At 50.8% G+C, this 21,485-nt stretch carries 19 protein-coding genes; 9 read left to right on the top strand and 10 right to left on the bottom strand.

Annotated features, from left to right (window positions below; all coding sequences use genetic code 11):
- The first annotated feature begins 87 nt into the window (after positions 1-87).
- Together PSCS_RS11430 and PSCS_RS11425 are read left to right on the top strand one after the other, a co-directional pair.
- The gene (locus PSCS_RS11430; protein WP_068812219.1) at positions 88-1,164 is read left to right on the top strand and encodes a helix-turn-helix domain-containing protein; all 1,077 of its coding nucleotides are present in this window, start codon (positions 88-90) and stop codon (positions 1,162-1,164) included.
- A gap of 178 nt (positions 1,165-1,342) precedes the next feature.
- Positions 1,343-2,341: a COX15/CtaA family protein gene (locus tag PSCS_RS11425; RefSeq protein ID WP_229694606.1), complete on the top strand. Its 999-nt coding sequence runs from the start codon at positions 1,343-1,345 to the stop codon at positions 2,339-2,341.
- Between the two features lie 19 nt (positions 2,342-2,360).
- Here the strand turns inward: PSCS_RS11425 and PSCS_RS11420 are convergent, their stop codons facing one another.
- The gene (locus tag PSCS_RS11420; RefSeq protein ID WP_068812218.1) at positions 2,361-2,924 is read right to left on the bottom strand and encodes a phosphatase PAP2 family protein; all 564 of its coding nucleotides are present in this window, start codon (positions 2,922-2,924) and stop codon (positions 2,361-2,363) included.
- Positions 2,925-3,073: 149 nt separating this feature from the next.
- On the opposite strand from PSCS_RS11420, the gene PSCS_RS11415 reads away from it, so the two are divergent.
- A complete protein-coding gene (locus PSCS_RS11415; RefSeq protein WP_082866324.1) occupies positions 3,074-3,976 on the top strand; it encodes a sulfurtransferase in 903 nt (300 codons plus the stop codon).
- Here the strand turns inward: PSCS_RS11415 and PSCS_RS11410 are convergent.
- The 7 genes from PSCS_RS11410 to PSCS_RS11380 all read right to left on the bottom strand — a co-directional run bounded on the left by PSCS_RS11410 (position 3,939) and on the right by PSCS_RS11380 (position 10,617).
- The gene (locus PSCS_RS11410) at positions 3,939-4,823 is read right to left on the bottom strand and encodes a DMT family transporter (RefSeq protein ID WP_068812217.1); all 885 of its coding nucleotides are present in this window, start codon (positions 4,821-4,823) and stop codon (positions 3,939-3,941) included. The two genes, PSCS_RS11415 and PSCS_RS11410, sit on opposite strands and share 38 nt — an antisense overlap.
- A gap of 221 nt (positions 4,824-5,044) precedes the next feature.
- Positions 5,045-6,286 (bottom strand): SAM-dependent methyltransferase, encoded by a 1,242-nt coding sequence (locus PSCS_RS11405; RefSeq protein ID WP_068812216.1) that lies wholly within the window; start codon positions 6,284-6,286, stop codon positions 5,045-5,047.
- A gap of 14 nt (positions 6,287-6,300) precedes the next feature.
- Positions 6,301-7,062, bottom strand: coding sequence for a DUF1365 domain-containing protein (locus tag PSCS_RS11400; protein WP_068812215.1), 762 nt, complete (start codon positions 7,060-7,062; stop codon positions 6,301-6,303).
- Positions 7,059-8,342 carry an NAD(P)/FAD-dependent oxidoreductase gene (locus PSCS_RS11395; protein WP_068812214.1) on the bottom strand — a complete coding sequence of 428 codons (1,284 nt, stop codon included), beginning with the start codon at positions 8,340-8,342 and terminating at the stop codon, positions 7,059-7,061. Before PSCS_RS11395 ends, PSCS_RS11400 begins: the two co-directional genes overlap by 4 nt.
- Positions 8,339-9,085 (bottom strand): SDR family NAD(P)-dependent oxidoreductase, encoded by a 747-nt coding sequence (locus PSCS_RS11390; protein ID WP_068812213.1) that lies wholly within the window; start codon positions 9,083-9,085, stop codon positions 8,339-8,341. The genes PSCS_RS11395 and PSCS_RS11390 overlap by 4 nt, the downstream gene beginning before the upstream one ends.
- Before the next feature lie 226 nt (positions 9,086-9,311).
- Positions 9,312-9,989: a ChrR family anti-sigma-E factor gene (locus PSCS_RS11385; protein WP_068812212.1), complete on the bottom strand. Its 678-nt coding sequence runs from the start codon at positions 9,987-9,989 to the stop codon at positions 9,312-9,314.
- Positions 9,982-10,617: a sigma-70 family RNA polymerase sigma factor gene (locus tag PSCS_RS11380; RefSeq protein WP_229694607.1), complete on the bottom strand. Its 636-nt coding sequence runs from the start codon at positions 10,615-10,617 to the stop codon at positions 9,982-9,984. The genes PSCS_RS11385 and PSCS_RS11380 overlap by 8 nt, the downstream gene beginning before the upstream one ends.
- A 223-nt stretch (positions 10,618-10,840) precedes the next feature.
- Between PSCS_RS11380 and PSCS_RS11375 the strand changes: the two genes are divergently transcribed.
- Positions 10,841-14,176, top strand: coding sequence for a bifunctional diguanylate cyclase/phosphodiesterase (locus tag PSCS_RS11375; protein ID WP_068812211.1), 3,336 nt, complete (start codon positions 10,841-10,843; stop codon positions 14,174-14,176).
- Positions 14,177-14,190: 14 nt separating this feature from the next.
- Here PSCS_RS11375 and PSCS_RS11370 read toward each other — a convergent pair whose 3' ends face one another.
- Together PSCS_RS11370 and PSCS_RS11365 are read right to left on the bottom strand one after the other, a co-directional pair.
- Entirely contained in the window at positions 14,191-14,661 is a 471-nt protein-coding gene (locus PSCS_RS11370; protein ID WP_068812210.1) for a chalcone isomerase family protein, read from the bottom strand.
- Positions 14,662-14,673: 12 nt separating this feature from the next.
- On the bottom strand, positions 14,674-15,186 hold the full coding sequence (locus PSCS_RS11365) for a DUF2878 domain-containing protein (protein WP_068812209.1): 513 nt from the start codon (positions 15,184-15,186) through the stop codon (positions 14,674-14,676).
- 146 nt (positions 15,187-15,332) lie between these two features.
- Between PSCS_RS11365 and PSCS_RS11360 the strand changes: the two genes are divergently transcribed.
- The 5 genes from PSCS_RS11360 to secF all read left to right on the top strand — a co-directional run bounded on the left by PSCS_RS11360 (position 15,333) and on the right by secF (position 21,472).
- Complete coding sequence (locus PSCS_RS11360; RefSeq protein ID WP_068812208.1) at positions 15,333-16,916, top strand: peptide chain release factor 3; 1,584 nt, start codon at positions 15,333-15,335, stop codon at positions 16,914-16,916.
- Positions 16,916-18,034 (top strand): tRNA guanosine(34) transglycosylase Tgt, encoded by a 1,119-nt coding sequence (gene tgt, locus PSCS_RS11355; protein ID WP_068812207.1) that lies wholly within the window; start codon positions 16,916-16,918, stop codon positions 18,032-18,034. The genes PSCS_RS11360 and tgt overlap by 1 nt, the downstream gene beginning before the upstream one ends.
- A gap of 155 nt (positions 18,035-18,189) precedes the next feature.
- Positions 18,190-18,522, top strand: a complete 333-nt coding sequence (gene yajC, locus PSCS_RS11350) for a preprotein translocase subunit YajC (protein WP_068812206.1) — start codon at positions 18,190-18,192, stop codon at positions 18,520-18,522.
- Positions 18,523-18,616: 94 nt separating this feature from the next.
- Entirely contained in the window at positions 18,617-20,473 is a 1,857-nt protein-coding gene (gene secD / locus PSCS_RS11345) for a protein translocase subunit SecD (RefSeq protein ID WP_068812205.1), read from the top strand.
- Between the two features lie 69 nt (positions 20,474-20,542).
- Positions 20,543-21,472 (top strand): protein translocase subunit SecF, encoded by a 930-nt coding sequence (gene secF, locus PSCS_RS11340; RefSeq protein ID WP_229694608.1) that lies wholly within the window; start codon positions 20,543-20,545, stop codon positions 21,470-21,472.
- The last annotated feature ends 13 nt before the right edge of the window (positions 21,473-21,485 follow it).

Here is a 21,485-nt window from a genome sequence, read left to right as displayed (position 1 = left end):
TTTTTTATTTGTTAATTGACTTGCTTGCCCCAAGCGGTTGAAATAAGAATCAATAATAATCATGAGATTCTGAGGTCATCAGACCCTATGCAATGGATTCACACGGCAAGTAGCTTTCTTGCCATTTCTCAGTTGGTATTTCTTGCCTGCCTGTATCTGATTAATTTTCCCAGGCAACGTCTATCCAGGCTGATTGCCGTATTTTGCGTCTGTATCGTTTCCTATATTCTGTCCAGAGGACTGTGGCCCTGGCCTGATATTGTTCGGACGCCACTGCAGGTACTGGCTACTTTTACCCCGGCTGTACTTTGGCTGATGGCTCGCAACCTGTTTGATGATCGCCGTGCCATACCGCAATGGATCTGGCTGGTGATTACCTTTTACATTTCTGCACGTTGTGTCGGGCTGTTCTTTTTTGAAGGCCGCCCGCCTGAAATCAGTCTGTTTTTCTTCACTTACTTCTATATCCCGCAGTTCATCATGTTCTTGCTGGCGTGCCATGTGATATTTATGGCCTATCGTGGCCGTGATGAAGACCTGGTGGAACCCCGGCGTCAGATTCGTGTGCCCTTTGCAATTGGTATGGGCAGTATTGTCGGTCTGATTGTCGGCTCCGGCTTTTTCTGGCTTGGCAGCCCCCAACTCGACAGTGTCTATTTTTCAGGCGTCTTTATTCTGCTGATGTTTGTGAATCTGGTGATGTTTCGTCTCAAAGCCGATGCATCGCACCTGATCCACACGGCAGCAGATCAGCCGATGCCAAAGCCCCCTGAACAGGTCAGTGAAACTGATAATGTTTCCCAGCAGGAGCAACGTTACATTGACCGCATACTCAAAGCGATGCGCGAAGAGCGACTTTATGCCGAGTCTGGGCTGACAATCGGGGATCTGGCAGCCAAGGTATCATTACAGGAATACCGGTTACGGCGCCTGATCAACCAGACACTGCACTTTCGTAATTTCAATCAGTTCCTTAATCAGTATCGTATTGAAGAGGCGGCAAGCCGATTACGTGATCCGGATGAGGCTCATATACCGATCTCCAGCATTGCGCTTGATGTCGGGTACCTCTCTTTATCGTCTTTTAACAAGGCATTTAAAGAAAAATTAGGCCAGACACCATCAGCCTGGCGACAGCAGGATGATCAGACTGGAAAGAGCTGAAACGGGTCAGCAAACCTTGTTCTGGATCAGCAGGATTCAAGGTAATCAGGTCAAGCCATGCGCCAATGGTGGTCAGCGGCGGCTGGGAGGAGTAAAATTACTGTTGCCGCAATAATGACAACTCAATATCTGGCGCATTAGTCTACTCTGCTGACCTGAACTAGAGCCTAAACTACCCATGACGCAAGAAATGCAATCTGCAGGCACATCGTCTGCGCTAGTTTCCTACCGGCGTATCGCCCTTATCACACTGATCGCTGTCTATTTTCTGATTCTGGTGGGTGCCACCGTTCGTGCCTCCGGGGCAGGGATGGGGTGTCCGGACTGGCCAACCTGTTTTGGCCGCTGGGTTCCGCCTGTAAGCGAGGCTCAGTTGCCTGCGAATTACCAGGAAATCTATGCTGATCGTGGCTATGCGGAAACCCGCTTCAACCCGGTTAAAACCTGGACAGAATATGTCAATCGGCTGGTTGGCGTCAGCATTGGGCTGTTCATACTGATTACTGCCTGGAAATCGCTGCGCCTGAGGTCATATGACCGCTGGATTCCGGTTGCATCAGTGGCAGCTTTGTTGATGGTGATCTTTCAGGGCTGGCTGGGCGCGCGCGTAGTTGCATCGAATTTGCAACCCGGCATGATTACCCTGCATATGGTCATGGCCCTGGCCATCGTGGGTGTGCTGCTTTTTGCCCTGGCGCGTTCACGCCGCGATATTGCCGGTCAGCACGCCATTTCAGGCCTGCCGTCAAAGTTTGCCCCTTTGCTGTATACAGTCATTGGAATGACTGTATTGCAGGTTACGATGGGGACTCAGGTTCGTGAAATGACCGATTTCCTGAATCATTTTCAGGGTGTAGAGCGGTCCAGCTGGATTGCCATGCAGCCCTGGTTCTTCTATGTTCACCGTTCTTTTTCGGCGGTTGTCCTGTTTGCCAATCTTTGGCTCGTATGGATGCTCTACCATTCACTGGGGCTGGGGCATTACCTGACCAGGCTGATGCTGGGTATCCTTACTGTGGTGGGACTGGCCATTCTGTCAGGTGCTACCCTGGGCCACCTGGGAATGCCCGCGATTGTCCAGCCTGTCCATTTGCTGGCGGCCACGCTGATATTCGGATTACAGTTTCTGTTGTGGATGGAATACCGTCACCTTAAGAAAATTCAGCAGACGGTTTAACCTGGATTGCAGGGTCTGGTTACAGACCCTGACCCAGCCATAGGAGGCTTAGGTTAGCGATCAGGGTGCCAAGCAGCATGCCAGCCAGCACGTCAGAAACAAAGTGCACGCGGAGCATGACACGAGACAACCCGATTAATGCCGCCCAGCTAAAAAGAACCAGTGTCAGTGCAGGAAAGCAGTGACTGGCTGCGGTGGCAAACAGGAAGGCCGCCGTGGTGTGGCCAGAAGGAAAGCTGAATTCATCGGATGGTTTCAGGAAAGGAGCCATCGCTGCTACTACGTGAAAGGGGCGACGACGCTTGCAGGTGTTTTTTAACACCCAGTACAGTGGCAGTTCAATCAGAAATGCAGCACACCCCACCAACAGCAATGTACTTCCTGCCTGCCTGTCCACCAGAATCAGGATGAAAGCGAGCAGGGCATAAAGATACCCATCTCCACTGGCTGATACCAGTCGAACCGCTGATCTCAGATTAAACCGCTGATGCGCCTGGTTAATACCCAGGAACAATCGTGCATCCAGTGCTGCAAGTTTTTGCAATGTCGGGTTGAATGATTGGCGCAAGACGAGTTTAATCATATCCGTCTACCTGTCAGTATGTCAGCTCAGCTGATCTGTATTATTAATCTGTATGTGTAACGGAACTGGCCCGAAGTTTGACCCGTTTTTGTGACAGACTGACGTAGGTAAATTGACGATTTGATGACGATTATCTGTGAGAGAGTGAGATGGCTGAGACGCGTGTTGCAAAATCTATGTCCCCATTAATTTCCGTATCTGAGTTGAAAGTTCAGTCAGGCAAACAGGTGGATGACAGAAAGATTGACGGTCAGAGTGATCGCAAGGTCATCATATTTGACTGTCGTTTTCAGCTGGGAGAACCGCATTGGGGGCGAGAGAGTTTTGTCGACTCACACATCCCGGGTGCTCAGTTCCTGGATCTGGACGAGGACCTGTCGGCGGCTGTGATACCCGGTAAGACGGGTCGACACCCCCTGCCGAACCCAGACGCTTTGGCAGAGACCCTGGCACAAAAAGGGATGAGCAATACCACTCAGGTTATTGTTTACGATGATGGTCCGGGGTTCTTTGCTGCCAGAGCCTGGTGGCTGCTGCGTTGGCTGGGACACGAAGATGTTTATGTTCTCAATGGTGGCATCGCGGCCTGGCTCGCTGAAGGTGGTGAAACTGAATCCGGAATAGAGAAGAAAGGAGTAGCGGGGGACTTTGCAGCAACGGTTGAGGACAGCATGACAGTCAGTGCGCAGGAGGTGATGGCATCTCTTAACACCGGAGAGTTCGTCATGATTGATGCCAGGGCCGAGGCCCGGTTCCGGGGAGAAGTGGAACCGATTGACCCGGTCGCCGGCCACATTCCCGGTGCTGTCTGCTTGCCCTGCAATGCAAATGTCGATCACCAGGGTAAGTTTCTGGACAGTCGTCAGTTGACCAGCCGCTTACAGTCTGCAGGTAACGATCATAATCGTGTCTGCTACTGTGGTTCCGGTGTCACTGCATGCCACAACATTCTGGCTGCAGCCGTGGCCGGTATGCCATTGCCCAGGCTGTATGCCGGCTCCTGGAGCGAGTGGATCACCCAGCCGGATCGACCGGTTGCGACCGGTGACTGAGCTGGCGTAAAACCCGGTTGACGTACAGGGAACTGGCGATAATGCTGCCTCCGATAATCAGAGGCACAATGGCCTCATCGCGTCCCCAGATAGTCAGGTTAACCACTAGGCCGGCCGGTACCAGCGCATTGTTCATGACTGCCAGGGTGCCGGCATCCACCTGGCAACCTCCCCGGTTCCACCAGTACATGCCCATGCCTGACGCGACAACGCCAAGCCAGACCAGGATTCCCCACTGCAAAGCACTGGCTGGCAGCATATCCTGATTGCCAAACAGCAGGTAAGAAGGCAGGGCGACCAGCAGAGCGCCGAAGAAGAAGTAGCCAAAACTGCGCCACGCCGGTATTTCCAACGGGTAGGCGGCCATCAGGTGTTTATAGCCAACCTGGCCTGCTGCGAATGTGATGTTGGCCACCTGCAGCATCAGAAAGCCGGTCAAGTAGTCCTGGCTCAGTCCGTCATAACGAATGATACCGGCACCCAGGGTAGCAATAGCTGCTGCGATCAGTGCACTTGCCGAGAACCTGCGGTTCAGCGCGTCATCTATCAATGTCACGTATAGCGGTGTAAATACGGTGAACAGCAGAACTTCTGGCACTGTCAAAATACTGAAAGAACGATAAAGCAGCAAGTAGGTGACACCAAACTGCAGCGCACCACAGAGCATGATGCCACTTTTCAGTGGCAGGGGAATGTTCCGCCAGACGGTGACCGGTGCAAACAGCAGAGCCGCAAGCAGAACACGAGTCAGAACAGCAAAGTCATTATCTACCTGGCCACTGAGGAACTCGCCAATCAGACTGAATGAAAACGCCCATAGAACCGTGACGAAGACCAGAAGGATCATGAAATTTCACCTGTACATACAAAAAATAAAAACTGTGCAACAGAAAAGCCGGACAACCTGGGAAGTTGTAAACCTTGTTGATGCTATTTAAGGTGACAAGGATAGCACAAATGCCCCAGACATGGCTTCAGCCCCCTTAGACGGAAAGGAGGCAGAGAGGACTGAAGCGAGGGCAGTACAATGAAGAACAGTACCGGGAAGAACTGTACGGTTATAGAAGGTTAGTGCCTTGATTTTCGTGCCAGAAAATGAACTGTACTGATATTCTGCTCGCTGAAAGCGCCTTCGCAATAGCAAAGATAGTACAGCCACAGCCGTTTGAAGTGATCATCATAGCCCTGGGTCGACAGCGCTGGCCATGCTGCCATAAACCGGTCCCGCCAATGCTGCAATGTCAACGCATAGTCCTGGCCGATGTCTGAGAGGCTTTCCGCTACCATCTTTGTGTTACTGGTCAGTTTGTCGGTGAGTAAAGACACCGAAGGCAGAAAACCGCCTGGAAAAATATAGTGTTGGATAAAATCAACATGCTTGCGATAAAACTCCATGTGCTGATCTTTCATCGTAATCGCCTGGAGCAGCATTTTGCCACCGGGTTTCAGGCGTGCATCACACTGCCGGAAGAACGTGTCCAGGTACTGGTGGCCGACAGCTTCGATCATTTCAATGGAGACGATTTTGTCGTAACGACCGCTTAGTTCCCGGTAGTCTTTTTTCAGCAGGGTGATTTTTGATGTCAGCCCTGCGTCTTCGATTTGTTGCCTGGCATATTCGTATTGAGCATCAGAGATTGTGGTGGTTGTCACCTGGCATCCATAATGCGAAGCGGCGTAGATCGCCATGCCTCCCCAACCGCTGCCAATCTCCAGCAGGTGGTCTTCCGGCTGGAGTTCCAGCTGTTCGCAGATAGTTGCCAGCTTATGTTGCTGAGCATCTTCCAGTGATTGCCGGGGATGCTGGAAAACTGCCGAAGAATACATCATTGACGTATCCAGGAACTGGGTGAAGAGGTTATTGCCAAGATCGTAATGGGACAGGATGTTCTTTTTTGAGCCATTAATACTGTTACGTTGCAGGGCATAGCGTAAACGCTGCAAGCCCCGAGAAAGCAGTCCTGATTGTTTTTGCAGGTTCTCGACTTTCTGCTTGGATCTGGCAAAAACCCGTATCACGTCAGTCAGGTTGTCACTGTCCCATTTGCGATTAATAAAGGCATCCGCAGCACCAATATCACCATGTCTGACAAAATCACTGTAGGCACTGATATCCTTGACCTGGATGCGGGCTGTGAGTGCACTGTCAGGGTCTGTAGACTGCGTGCCGAAAATAAAGGTGCCACCCGGCTCATGCAATTCAATCTGGCAGCCTGTCAGCTTGTCCAGCGTGTTGTGGACCAGACGGCGGCACTTGCGTTGTAACCAGGTTGGTTGCGTGGATTTGATTAACTCAATTCGCTCTTCCATTGCTTTTCTCTCCACTAATGCTGAGCTTCGCGCTTCGCCTTGCGCGTTTGATAGGGGACAAAACGGACTCGCTTTAACATCAAGCGTAGTGCTTCAAAGTAGATACTGCTGACAATCTTCAGTGTCATAAAGGGGTGCTGCCAGAAAGTTTGGCGAGCATTCTTCGGTGTCAGTGCAAGCTGTTTTAACATCAGTGTGGCATCAAACACTTTGCCTTTGTCCGATGCATGATTTTCGATATGGACATGGATATCATTACCCTGTTCATCCGGCGGGGTGATGCGCCAGTGGTAATTCATTGCCATTTGCATGAACGGTGAAACATGAAAGGATTTTTCAATAATGTGATTGCCATGCAAGTCCACGAGATAATAATGGCGTTCGTTCCATGGGGTATTGCTGACTTCCGCCAATAGGTAACGGCATTGCTGTTCATTATCTGTGTAGCAAAAGTAAAAATTAACCGGGCTGAAATAGAGCCCCAGGCACCGTCCCTGTGTCAGCAAACGGATATTGCTTACCGTTTCTGAGGCACCAAGCTCCAGTAACTTGGCCCGTGCCCGCTCTTCCAGCGAGCCCGGTTCACCAGGTATGTAATCGCTTTGGCGAAACTGGATCGGACTGAACCAGCGAGTGCTGATAAACGGGCTCTGGCACTGTGTTATTGCCGGATCTTTCAGGTCAATTAACAGCATGTAAAGCGCATAGCTGAAGCTATGTGTGGCCTGCTCCATGCGCCGGTGGTATACACGGCCTGTGCAAATAGCATGACTCATGAGCTGCCTGCCCCTGTCGAATCGAGCCTGATGGATGAATCAAATCGCTCGGCGATATCACAAGCACTGTGAACACCGTCCTCATGGAATCCATTGTACCAATAGGCGCCCACATAATGGGTATGATTCTGGCCACATATTTCAGCGCGACGTTGCTGTGCAGCCAGTGATGAGGTATTGAATACCGGATGGTGGTAGACAAATTTCTGAATGATTTTGGAATCGTCGATAGAATCATCCTGGTTCAGCGTCACGCAATAGGTGTGCTTGCTGTCGATGCCCTGAAGTATGTTCATGTTATAAGTGACGCTGGAAGGACGTTGCCGGTCAGACAGTAATTGATAATTCCAGGCTGCCCACGCTTTACGTTTTTTGGGTAGCAGAGATATGTCTGTATGCAGAACCACGCTGTTAGCACTGTAAGGAATAGCGCCCAGGATATCTCGTTCAGCCTCAGTTGCATTGTCGCCTAATAACATCAGTGCCTGATCCGAGTGACAGGCGAAAACCAGTTCATCAAATTGTTCCTGTTGACCATCAGTCATGGTTAATGTGACCCCATCGCTGCCGCGTTCTACTTTCTTGATACAGCTGTTGAGCTTTATGTTTTGCTTAAAGGCGGCTGTCAAAGGTTCAATATAAGCACGCGACCCACCGGGGATAACATACCACTGAGGACGGTTTTTTATGTCGAGTAAACCATGGTTTTCAAAAAAGCGAATGAAGAAGGGCAGCCCGAACTCTTCTGTCTCTGCTAAAGAGGATGACCAGATGGCGGCTCCCATTGGCAGAATATAGTGTTCACAGAAATTACGACTGAAACCTTCCTGTCGCAGAAACTGACCGAGTGTGATGTCAGCAATATTGTCACTGGCATAAAGCTGTTTACAGCGTTTGTTAAACCTGAGAATGTCCCGAATCAGTTGCCAAAAGCCTGGTGATAGCAAATTCCGGCGCTGGGCGAAGAGCGTGTTCAGGTTGTGGCCGTTGTATTCCAGCCCGGTTTGTTTGTTTTGCACAGAAAAACTCATCTCTGTCGGCTGGCGACCCATACCAATTTTATTGAGTAGTGCAAGAAAGCGGGGGTAGGTGCGATTGTTGAAAACAATGAAACCGGTATCTACAGCCAGTTGATCACCATCAAAATTGACATCCATGGTTGCCGTGTGACCCCCCAGCCGGCTGTCTTTTTCGAAAACAGTAACTTCATGATCGGTTGATAACAGGTATGCAGCACTGAGTCCTGATATGCCGCTGCCAATAATGGCAATCTTTTTCATGCTTTATCCTTGTTAAAAAATGACTGCCATAACTTTTCCGGTAGCAGTTTGAGTAACCGGATGATAAAAATAAAGCGCCGGGGAAAGGCAATCAATGATTGCCCCCGGCAAAGCCCCTCGCGGATTCTTTTGGCAGCGTCATCACTGTTGATAATCATTGGCATTTTAAAGGAGTTGCTGGCAGTCAGCGGGGTTTCCACGAAGCCTGGATGAATAAGGCTGACTCCGATATTGTGAGGTTTCAGATCAATTGCCAATGATTTTGCAAAATAGTCCAGTCCCGCCTTCGAAGCACCATAGGCTTCAGCCTGTGGAAACGGTAAATTGGTGACACTGGAACTGACAAATGCCAGTCTGCCACCGGTATTGATTTTCGGGATCAAGGCTTCTGCTAAATAGGCAGGTGCCAGTAGGTTGACTTTAATGACGCGCTCAAACAAGGCGGTGTCGAAGTTCATTACATCCTTGACATATTCACAGTCGCCCGCATTTAAAATAGCCCAGTCAATGGTCAGTTCATTGGGTATAGCTTTGGCGATAGCTGTTTTATCGGTGATGTCAAAACAGAGGGTCATCACGCCAGGTAGTTCCTTTGCCAACTGATCCAGCTTATCCTGCGAGCGTCCACAGGCAATCACCTGTTCACCTTTGGACATGCACTCGATTACGAGAGACTTGCCAATACCGGATGTGCCTCCGGTAATGAGAATGGTTTTATCGTTGTCTCTGTTGTTGTCTGACATATTGAGCCTTCAGCTACTGGTGAAGTTTCTTAACACTTAATACGCTACCGCCAAAGTTATGGATCAATCGTATAGGCTGAAAAATCACCCTGAAATGATGACTGAGTCTTGCCAGCTATATTAATAACTGTGACAACAACCATCACAAAAAAAGCGGATCAGTAATGACTGACCCGCCCGCGAGGAAGAGGCTGATGTCGCCGGGTTTAAGGAGTATTAACCGGGGTTAATAAATAAAGTATCCCAGTGGGTTTACCAGCCGGTTGAATCCTTTGGTGAAGTGCTGGGCATCGTTGGACACGGTATAGCACAGACAGCCGGTATCCGTTTGCGGATTATGGGTATGGTTGCTGTCAAGCATGAGGAAGTCACCGGGGCCATAGTCGTCAAATTCATCTTTAAAATGCCCCTCAAGAATGAGAGTCAATTCAAAGCCTTTGTGTGTATGTTCCGGAACGCCTCCATCGGCTTCCATCAGGAGCAAGCTGGCGCGAATATCACCATCATTCATGCCGAGACGGCTGCGTGAGAGCCTGCCAAGGCTACTCCATTTACCCAAAGGAATATTGACCAGTGCCCTGGGTAATTCGAACTGCTTGCCTTGAACCTGAATGGTTTTGCTTTGATTTTCTGATGCCATATCCTGCTCTTCATCTTTGGTGATCTGTTCGATCATGGCATCCATGCTGCTCATACTGCGATAGCTGCAGGCTTCTGCATTCTCAGTTCGGCTGTCAAGTGCGCTGAACCCGTCAGTCGCTGCTTGTTTTGTGTAGGATTGAACGGTCTGGGCGCAGGAGCTGCACATTTCACAGTGGATAGAAGCAGCAGCGGCCAATGAGGCCGGAAGATCGCCCGTCGCGAAGGACTGCAAAAATGCATTGTCGGGGTGATACTTAATCATGCTTTTCTCCAATGTGATGCTTCAATTTTGTCATTGCCAGCCTTAACCTGGACTTTACGGTGCCAAGGGGGATACCCAGTTTCTCTGCGATTTGTGATTGACTGAGATCCTGGTAGAACATGCTTTCAACTACCTGCTTTTGATCATCTGGCAAATTATCAATGCCATTTTGAAGCTCCCGATCAGCCAGGTGGTCACGAAAGGGCTCCAATGATGAGTCCTCTTCCGCGTTGTCAATATGCCCCCACAGGTCGTCACTGAGGTTATCTTCTTTGTTGGCGCTGATTCTGCGTAGCATGTCGAAAGACACGTTACGCATGATGGTATACACCCAGGTGGTTGCCTGGCCTTTGGCCGAGTCAAACAAGTGGGCTTTACGCCAGATGTTGGTCATGGTTTCCTGAACCACATCATTGGCAAGGGTCTCGCTGCCAAATTTACTCAGTGAAATGTGGTAGATGCGAGGTGCGAAGTAGCGAAACAGGTCAGTGAACGCTGATTTATCGCGTTCAATGCCGACCAGCTCGAGCCAGGAAGCAAGTTCCGTTTTGCAGGGATCATCACTCATCCTGTTGAATTTAATGGGATGACCCGCTTTTGGCAATCGAATTGCGCGTTCAGCGTGCATTTTTCATAGTCCCGCCTACCTGTTAACTGACATCTGCGTTCTGATTTGTAGGGTAATACGCACAAGTGCGGTAGATGGATCATTTTTGGACGATGAAATTCTTTGTACTCGCTTTAGATCACTAATTATAACAGGCACAATGTATGACATGTGGCGGAGTGCGTCAGCTAGTGTGATTTAAAAATAATAAATACAATGAGATAGGGTGTTTTAGTAGGATTTTATGAGCTGGTCAGGAGTTCATCAAAGCCATACGCGTGAACTGCAAATTGCAGCCGTTACTGCTGCTGTTGCAATAGCTCTTGCCTTTCTGATGTATCGCCTTGAGCCTGGGATAGGCAGATTCATTACCGAAAGTACTTACCTGGTGCTTCATACCGTATTTGAACTGATCACCATCAGTATTGCGTTCATGATCTTCACAGTGTCATGGCAGGCCCAGCGCAGTCATGGCAGTAAAGCTGTGAAATGGGTCGGGGCCATGTTCCTGGCAGTGGCTACCCTGGATCTGGCTCACCTGGTTTCATTCCCGGGCTTGCCATTCATGCAGGGAGCTGAGCAAGCCAATATTAGTCAAGACTTCCGAACTGCTGCCAGGTTATTTGCTGCTGCCGGTTTGCTGGGACTGGCAGTACTGCCGGCTTCGCAAAAAAGAGGGGCGCCGTGGTTTTATTACCTGGCCCCAACCCTGGCTCTGGTATTTATTACTTTTGCCCTTGTTATTGTTCGCCCCTCCCGCGAAGCTTCTGTCCTGGCCGCTGATCAACGTCAATCTCTTCTGACGCTAGCCGAATTCATCATGTTAACCGTTTATCTGGTGGCGGCTGCCTATTTTATTCGTGGTACACGGTCCGCTCGCAGGTATAACTACTCCGCCCTGGCACTGGCTGTAGTTCTGACCACAGTCAGCGAAGTTTTTTTCATGATTTACAACCAGATGGATAGCTACTTTGCGCTAACCGCACATGTGTATAAAGTACTGGCTTACCTGGTGCTGTATCGGGTGCTTTTCGTTGAAACGATTCAGAAGCCCTGGGCATTATTACGCCGATCCGAGCAGCGCCTGGAGGCGACATTAAATGCCCTGCCCGATGTCTTGTTTGAACTGAATCACGAAGGATACGTTCTGGACGTGCGTGCCGAGAGGCAGACTGGACTCGTTGACGCCTTGGCGCGTTTTCTCAATAAAAGCCTTGCTGAGGCGCTGCCTGAACAGGCCGCTAAAGTCTGTGCGCAGGCCATGCAAGCCGCTATGGAATCAGGCTATGCCAGAGGATACATGATTCAATTGAACACATGGCAGGGCGAACGGTACTTCTCTCTTTCTGTCTCCTATCTTCAGGCCGGGCAACTTGATGAAGGCCGGTATTTGATACTCGCTCGTGACATTAATGAGTCGATTAGTCACCAGCGACAATTACAGCACGAAGCCCGGCTTAATGAGGGGTTGCTGCAACTGGCGCGTAAAGTATCTACTCAGACTGAGCTCGATATACTGAGTTTCGCTGTTGAGCATGCACGTTATCTCACAGAGAGCCAACAGGCATGTCTCTTCGTACTGGGCGAAAACAGCGGTTTCAGGGATGTTGTGTTTAGTGGGGGCAGCATTGATGTGCCCGAATCTTTTTTGGAGAGCGCTCTATCTGCAGTTGACCCCTTGATTCTCAATGAGCCGGGTACGGAGCTGTCAGATAGCCATGCGAGTGGTATTGACCGTGTGATTTGCCTGACGGCAAGGGAAGACGGGATAGCCAGATTATTATTTTGTGTTGTTAACAAGCCTGATCAGTATGGAAAAAGAGATTTGGAGACGCTTGAAATTCTTGCTGAGGCTGTTTGGCAGTCCATACGTCGTAAACGTCAGGACTCTGCCCTGGGGAACTTATCACTGGCTTTGGAGCAGAGTCCAAACTCGGTGATGATCACGGGACTTAACGGCGCCATAGAATATGTCAATGATGCTTTTCTGCGTAACACCGGGTTTGCCAAAGACGAAGTGATTGGTGCCCAGCCCAACATCGTCAAATCAAACAGGAATCCTCCTGAAGTCTATCATCAGATGTGGGACCTGCTGATGCAAGGCAAGCCCTGGCAGGGAGACCTCATTAACCGGCGCAAGGATGGCAGTGAAATACCTGAGCGGGTCCTGATTTACCCGGTTAGGGATAATGATGGCAATATTATTAATTACATCTCTCACAAGGAAGATTTAAGTGCGCTGCGAGCCGCTGACGAGAAGATAGAACAACTGGCAAATTATGATCACCTGACTCAGTTACCCAACCGGGACATCCTCGATCAACAATACAGGCACGCTCTGAATATTGCTCGCGAGTACCAGGAATCGATCGCTGTCTTCTGCCTGAACCTGGATAATTTCAGGGCGATTAATGATGCGCTGGGTCAAAGTGCTGGCGATGAAGTACTACGACTGGTTGCCAGCCGGTTGCAGCTGGCACTGGCGGTGCGTGATATTGTCACCAGACAGTCCGCAGATACCTTTGTTGCGATGTTGCCCGGTGTCGGTCGCGAGCGAGCGGCTACTATTGCCTCCGGGTTGCTGAATGTCATTGAGTCGCCGCTCTGGGTTCATGACAGGGAGCTTAATCTGACGGCCTCCGTTGGCGTTGCGCTTTATCCGGGAGATGGTGAAGCGCTGGAAATACTGTTGATGAGAGCTGAAGCGGCCATGTTTGAGGTTAAAGCATCGGGGCGTAACAGTATCAGGTTTTTTGAGCCGAAAATGCGATCGCAAACGAGCCGCTTTCTGGAGATAAGTAATCACCTCAAGCACGCGATTGATAACAATGAACTCGAGCTGGTTTATCAACCCCAGTACAGTTTTGCGGAGCAACGGGTTGTGGCGGCAGAGGCCCTGTTGAGGTGGAATGATGCCGAGCTCGGCCGGATTTCGCCCGCTGATTTTATCCCGGTTGCAGAAAGTAATGGGTTTATTATTCCGATTAGTGACTGGGTGGTGAATACAGCCAGTCGACAGTTGGCTGAGTGGCGTTCGCAAGGCTTAAGTGATCTGGTATTGGCTATCAACCTGTCAGCAGTGCAGTTCCGTCAATCCGAGTTGTCCAAGCACCTGGCAGCTATCGTCTCTCGTCACGGGGTTGACCCTGGCTCGATCGAGTTTGAATTGACGGAAGCCGTTGCACTTCAGGATCCCGTATTGGCCAGTTTGACGATGCAGAGGCTTAAGAAACAGGGGTTTCATCTTTCCATTGATGACTTTGGCACCGGTTATTCATCAATGAGCTACCTGAAGCGCTTTTCCGTCGAGAAACTGAAAATTGACCAATCCTTTGTAAAAGACCTGAAGGATAGTGAGAGTGACAGGGCTATCGTAAAAGCCATTATTGAGATGGCACACAGCCTGGGCATGAAAACCATCGCAGAAGGGGTGGAAACACAGCAGCAACTCGTGATTCTTGAGGGCTACGGTTGTGATGAAATCCAGGGGTATCTATACAGCAAGCCTTTGTCAGCTAAAGATTTTCTTGAGTTTTTAGCAACTAACAGCAAAATAAGCCTGGATGGTTTAAGGCATTGATGCATAGCCGGTTTTTAGTCCTGGCCCAGCAGATCGCGTCGAATCCTTGGTGCACTGGTATCGGGTGAAAGCCAGATATCGGTAAACAGCTTGCCGAACCTGGCATCTTCAATGGCACCAATGACCGTTTCGTTGTGATAGAACTGACTGCTGTCAGGTGAAACCTTAATGGTCAGACTGTCACCCTTTTCTATATCCGGCCACATATCCTGCAGTACAGGCGCATATTGCGTTATCGTGGATTCGGGCACTTCCAGGTGCTGCCACTGATCCTGGGTCAGATCAAGCAGGCGTGTTGCGCTGACATTGCGGTGATACTCGATAGTCAGCGCGTACTGTTCGGTGCCCTGGTGATAGGTCCCTGTGTCGCTGTACAGAGCAATGTCGTAGATATCGAGAAACATGACCGAAAATTCGGCTTCTCCCACTTTATTCAGATTGTTTAATGGACTCGCAAGGGCAAAAAAGACAATTAACGGCAACATAATGACCTCAGCTTATGATTCTGGACAGAGTTCAGGGGGTGTTGCATTCTGGATAGGGATACGTGAAAAAATTTCCAGCAAAATGAACCAGGTAACTGCAAAGACAGCGAAAGTCGCAGGTAAGCCGAGCCCTAGCTCCACATTACCGAGCTGGCTGCCCAGCAGATAGCTTGATGGCGCCCCCGTGAAGGCAACCAGGGTTCTCAGCAACCGTGAGCGGCGCAGGATAGCCAGGCTGTGATTCAGGGTAGTTGAAAAACTGAACCAGAGCGTGATCATCCACAGTGGCAGCCAAAATGCGGCTCCCTCAAACGTCAGCACGCCACTGGCGATCAGTAATGAGTCGGAAGCCGCACCGACGGCAACAACGCTGGCCATATAGCGCAACTCCTGCAGGGACTCTCTTTGCAGAGCAATATGTATCACTACCCAGGCCAGGGCAAAGGGTACGGCGGTATTGCCCAGCAATACCAGCCCGAACCAGCAGGCATTAAAGGCCATTGCATTTACGATGAGTTTTACCATTATGTTTGATATCCATGCCGGGCGTTGATAACGGGTTATAGGCTTTACGTTGTTAAGCCTCATCTGGATTGTTTATCGGCGCCAGATCAGCGAAAATAGTGCCCTTTCCTGTTTCATCCGATTTTCTGCCTACAAGACGAAAAGACATGTCCAACGCAATCAGCCAAGAGGTGGCCACGCGCCGCACTTTTGCCATTATTTCTCACCCGGACGCCGGTAAGACCACGATTACTGAAAAGCTGTTGCTATTCGGGCGCCTGATTCAGACGGCGGGGTCGGTGAAGGGCAAGCGCAATGACAAGCATGCCACATCAGACTGGATGGCCATGGAGCAGCAGCGTGGCATCTCGGTCACGTCTTCTGTGATGCAGTTTCCTTACCGTGATGCCGTGGTGAACCTGCTGGATACACCGGGACACGAAGATTTCTCCGAAGATACCTACCGGGTACTGACTGCAGTTGACTCGGCACTGATGGTGGTAGATGGCGCCAAAGGTGTTGAGGAGCGGACCATCAAACTGATGGAAGTCTGCCGCTTGCGGGATACACCCATTTTTACCTTCGTCAACAAGCTGGACCGGGATACGCGAGACCCGATTGAGGTGCTCGACGAGATTGAAACCGTGCTGAATATTCGCTGTGCACCGATTTACTGGCCGCTGGGTAACGGAAAAGGTTTTCAGGGCGTTTATAACCTGTACACGGATACCATCCATGTCTATGAGCATGGTCAGGGCAGCAAGATTCCGGAAGATAAGCGTATCCAGGGGTTGCGTAGCGATGAAGCCAAAGCACTGCTCGGGGCTTATGCAGACGACTATGCGGATGAGATTGAACTGGTTAAAGGGGCCAGTAACGAATTTGACCTGGAGGCCTACCAGGCCGGTGAGCTGACGCCGGTCTTTTTTGGTACTGCACTGGGTAATTTTGGTGTGCGTGAGTTGCTGGATGACTTTGTCCAGTGGGCGCCAGCGCCACGGGCACGAGCGACTGAGACGCGGGTTGTCCAGCCGGAAGAAGCACCATTCTCAGCCTTCGTTTTTAAAATTCAGGCGAACATGGACCCTAAACACCGCGACCGTATTGCTTTCCTGCGCGTGTGTTCGGGGCGTTACAGCAAGGGCATGAAGCTGCATCACAGTCGCCTGGGCAAAGATATCCGCATCAGTGATGCTGTGACATTCAAGGCCGGCGAACGTGAGCAGGCTGATATTGTGGTCTCTGGTGATATTGTTGGCTTCCACAACCACGGCACAATCCAGATTGGCGACACCTTTACTGAAGGTGAAGATCTGCAGTTCACCGGCATTCCGCACTTTGCGCCGGAACTGTTTCAGCGCATCCGCCTGAAAGATCCGATGAAGACCAAGCAACTGCAAAAAGGCCTGCGACAATTGTCTGAAGAAGGCTCTGTGCAGGTCTTTATGCCAATGCGCAACAATGATCTGATCGTTGGGGCCGTCGGTGTGCTGCAGTTTGAAGTGGTGGCCTATCGACTGAAAGATGAGTACAAAGTCGACTGTATCTATGAGCCGGTCAACATATTTTCCGCTCGCTGGGTGACAGCGGATGATCCGGCAAAGCTGGAAGAGTTCAAGAAAAAGGCATACGACAACCTGTCAGTTGATGGTGGGGACCACCTGACCTATCTGCCGCCAACGCGCGTTAACCTCAGCCTGATGGAAGAGCGCTGGCCCGATATTAAATTCCGTGCGACGCGAGAACACTAATGAAGTTCAAGGTTCATCAGACTGAAGGCAAGGCGCGCCGAGCGACTCTGTCATTTCCACGCGGTGATGTACAAACACCTGCTTTCATGCCGGTTGGCACCTATGGCACAGTCAAAGGTGTGACGCCTCAACAGGTGCTCGATACTGGCGCCGAGATTATTCTGGGTAACACCTTTCACCTGATGCTGCGCCCCGGCACGGATATTATTCGTGAGCATGGCGATCTGCATGACTTTACCGGCTGGGAAAAGCCTATCCTGACCGATTCCGGCGGATTCCAGGTATTCAGTCTGGGAGAGATGCGCAAAATCAGCGAAGAGGGCGTAGAGTTCCGTTCTCCGGTAGATGGCGCCAAGGTATTCCTGGGGCCGGAGTCCGCAATTGCCGTTCAGCATGCTCTGGGTTCGGACATCATTATGATATTTGATGAGTGCACCCCGTACCCGGCGAGTGAACAGCAGGCCGAGGAATCCATGCAGCTCTCGTTGCGTTGGGCCAAGCGCTGTAAAGCGGCGCATGGAGATCACGCTGGCGCGCTGTTTGGCATCGTGCAGGGAGGGATGTATGAAAACCTGCGGCTGCAGTCGCTGGATGCCCTGAAACAAATGGACTTTGACGGCTATGCCATTGGCGGACTCTCTGTCGGTGAGCCCAAGGAAGACATGATCCGGGTGCTGGATACGGTCGCCTGGAAAATGCCGGAAGACAAACCCCGTTACCTGATGGGCGTGGGGACGCCGTCCGATATTGTGGCAGCAGTCAGTCGCGGTATCGATATGTTTGATTGTGTCATGCCGACCCGCAACGCTCGCAATGGCTACCTGTTTACCAGTCAGGGGCTGCTGAAACTTCGCAATGCCCGCTACAAACGTGATACACGACCGCTGGATCCGGCCTGCGACTGTTACACCTGTCAGAACTTCAGCCGCGCCTATTTACATCACCTGGACAAGTGCAAGGAAATGCTGGGTGCTCAGCTAAATACCATTCATAATCTGCACTACTACCAGGCGCTTATGCTGGGTTTGCGTCAGGCCCTGGAACAGGGTAGATTTACGGCCTTCACTGAAGCGTTTTATCGGCAGCAACGCGTGCTTGCCGAGTCACCGGACGCCTGATAGAAGGCGATAACTCGGTAAAAAGGCAAAATAGCGACAGGAATCAGTTACGAGCCATTGAAATCAGCAATCAGTGGCCATACTTAATAAACAAGAACGCAATCGAGCCAGACCATCAAGAACAGTAAATATAAGAGATAAACAGAGAGAGTATTATGGATTTTTTAATCAGCACAGCACATGCACAGCAAGCCGGGGGCGGTGCCCAGGGTAGTGCCATTTTTAATCTGCTATTTATCGGCGGCATGTTCGTGCTGTTTTATCTGATGTTGTGGCGTCCGCAGTCCAAGCGCGCTAAAGAGCATCGTGAACTGGTTGCCGGCCTTGGCAAAGGTGATGAGGTGCTCACCAGTGGCGGGATCCTGGGTAAAGTGACTAATGTGACTGAAGAGTATGTCACCGTTGAAGTGGCTGAGGGTGTTCAGCTGAACATGCAAAAGTCAGCGGTTGCCGCCGCTCTGCCCAAAGGAACGATCAAGTCGATCTGACGAAGTCGGCAGGCTGTTAGGTCTGCTGTTGTTGAAAACGACCGGCTCAGCCTGCCTGGCAGTGACCGGTCGTGAGCTACAGGTTTAAAGTCAAATGCTGAATAAGTTCCCGCTCTGGAAGAATATCCTGGTAGTCACCGTGCTGCTGCTCGGATTGCTATATGCACTTCCCAACCTTTATCCCGATGACCCGGCCATTCAGATTTCCCACGAAAATGACCCTGTCACCCAGATCGATGTAGGCATGGCCACTGATGCACTGCGTGCGCAGGGCATCGATTATTTTGGTGATGAACTCAATGACCTGGGCGGCCTGATTCGTTTTTCCTCACTGGAGGATCAGCTCAGTGCCAAAGCGGTCATCGAAGACACGCTGGGTGAAGGCTACATTGTCGCTCTGAACCTGGCGCCAACCACACCTGATTTTCTGCAAGGTATTGGTGCCAGCAGGATGAACCTGGGGCTGGACCTGCAGGGCGGTGTGCACTTTCTGATGGAAGTGGACATGGACACGGCGCAGCGCCGCCGAATGGAGAATATCCTCAGTAATATTCGCCAGGAACTGCGTAATGAGCGCATTCGTGCCCGGAACATGGAAGTGCTCGAAGACTACAGCATTGAATTAAGTTTTGCGGATGAAGAAAGCCGTAGCCAGGCGCGCAGCATTGTTCGAGAGGGTTTTGCTGACCTGCAGGTGATCGGCCGTGAAAGTGGTGGTGAATACCTGCTGGATCTGGCGATGACACCTGAAAGCGTCGAACAGATGCGCAGCGATACCATTACCGCTAACCAGACCAGTATCCGTAACCGGGTGGACTCACTGGGTGTATCCGAGCCTGTCATTCAGCAGCAAGGGCCAAACCGCATTGTGGTCGAATTGCCAGGTGTACAGGACACGGCCCAGGCAAAACGTATTCTGCAACGTATTGCCACATTGCAATTTCACCTCTCTGCTGAAGTGGGTGCTCCCTCGGCAAGTTATGAAACCTATGAATATCAGGGAACGCCGGTCAATGTGAATAACGACGTTATTCTGCAGGGTGACCGGGTCTCAAATGTACGCTCCTCACTAGACCAATATGGTCAGCCACAGGTTGTCATCAATCTGGATGCACAGGGTGGGCAGCAGTTTAACCGGGTCACGCGAGAGAATATCGGTCAGCCGATGGATATTCTGCTGATTGAAACCCGCACTCGCACGGTTATGACAACGGATGAGAACGGCAATCAGGTGGAGGAGCAGGAGAGCTATGAAGAGCGTAGCCTGATCAGCCATGCCGTGATTCGTGCCGCCCTGGGACGTGAGTTTGTGATTACCGGTCTGAGTTCACGTGAAGCTAACGATCTGTCGTTATTGATACGATCCGGTGCCCTGGCTGCTCCAATGTATTTCGTGGAAGAGCGCACGGTTGGTCCGAGCCTGGGTCAGGAAAATATTATTCAAGGCGCTGAAGCTGTTGCGCTGGGTTACTTCCTGGTGCTGTCCTTCATGCTGTATTACTACCGCCTGTTTGGCCTGGCTGCCAACATAGCATTGATCAGTAACGTCATGTTGCTGGTGGCGATCATGTCGATTATCCAGGCGACACTGACCTTGCCAGGTATTTTCGGTATTGTATTGACCATCGGTATGGCGGTAGATGCCAACGTACTGATCTTTACCCGGATACGTGAAGAGATTGTCGCCGGGATGTCGCCACAGAACGCTATCTCTGCTGGTTTTGATCGGGCATTCAGTACGATTCTGGATGCCAATATCACTACCTTCCTGGTGGCAATGGTGCTGTTCACGGTTGGTACCGGACCGGTAAAAGGATTCTCGGTTACGCTGATGGTGGGCATTATCACGTCGATGTTCTCGGCGATCATGGTGACGCGCGCAGTCGTTAACCTCATGTACGGTGGGCGGCGGGTGACATCCCTGTCCATTGGACCTTTTATTAAATCCTGAAAACGGCTAGTCGTCACCGAGTAAGGTTAGAGTAACGTTATGGCATTATTAAAATCAGATTTAGACTTCATGAGCGCCAAACGTCGGCGTATCACCAGCATGATTTCAGGTACTATGCTGATCATCGCGCTGCTGTCTTTGGCGATTAACCGCTTTGAGTTCGGCCTGGATTTCACCAGCGGTACGCTGATTGAAGTGGGATACGAACAGGCAGTTGATCCAGCCGACGTTCGCCAGCAACTGGTAAATTCCGGTTATGAAGAAGCTGTCGTGGTGACCTTCGGGTCAGATCGCGACCTGCTGGTTCGCCTGCCGGTGGAAGCCGGTGAGGATGATCTGGCTGCAGCCAGTGCCGCCTCCACGCTGGGGGTGGAAGTGCTGGAGGCACTGCGCTCTGCCAGTGATCAGAATATTGAGATGCGCCGCTCTGAGTATGTTGGACCTAAAGTTGGTGCTGAACTTGCTGAGAAAGGGGCATTGGCGCTGCTGGTGGCACTGGGTATTGTCATGATGTACGTGGCGATGCGCTTCCAGTACAAGTTTGGTGTGGCGGCTGTGCTGGCATTGATGCATGACGTGATTGTCGTGCTGGGCGTGATATCCCTGTTCCACCTGACCTTTGATCTGACGGTGATGGCAGCCCTGCTGGCGGTCATCGGCTACTCGTTGAATGATACGATTGTGGTATTTGACCGAGCCCGTGAAAATTTCCGCACCATGCGTACCAATGATCCTGAAGTCGTTCTGAATACAACGTTGAATCAGGTCATCAGCCGAACCTTTGTGACGTCATTAACCACCATGCTGGCCTTGTTCTCAATGCTGATCATTGGTGGTGAGTCGATACGAGGTTTTGCGATTGCACTGATTGTCGGTGTTGGTGTCGGTACTTACACATCATTGAATATCAGTTGTAATTTCCTGATGCGCCTGAAAATCCAGAAGGAAGACCTGGCGGTACCCGTCAAGGAAGGCGAAGAAGTCGACTCGATGCCTTAATGCCTGGCAAGAG

Origin of the sequence: Pseudohongiella nitratireducens (assembly GCF_001642735.1) — a bacterium.
In the GTDB taxonomy this organism is placed as follows: Bacteria; Pseudomonadota; Gammaproteobacteria; order Pseudomonadales; family Pseudohongiellaceae; genus Pseudohongiella; species Pseudohongiella nitratireducens.
Note: the sequence above shows the minus strand (reverse complement) of the source record. Positions and strands in the feature narration are given on the sequence as shown.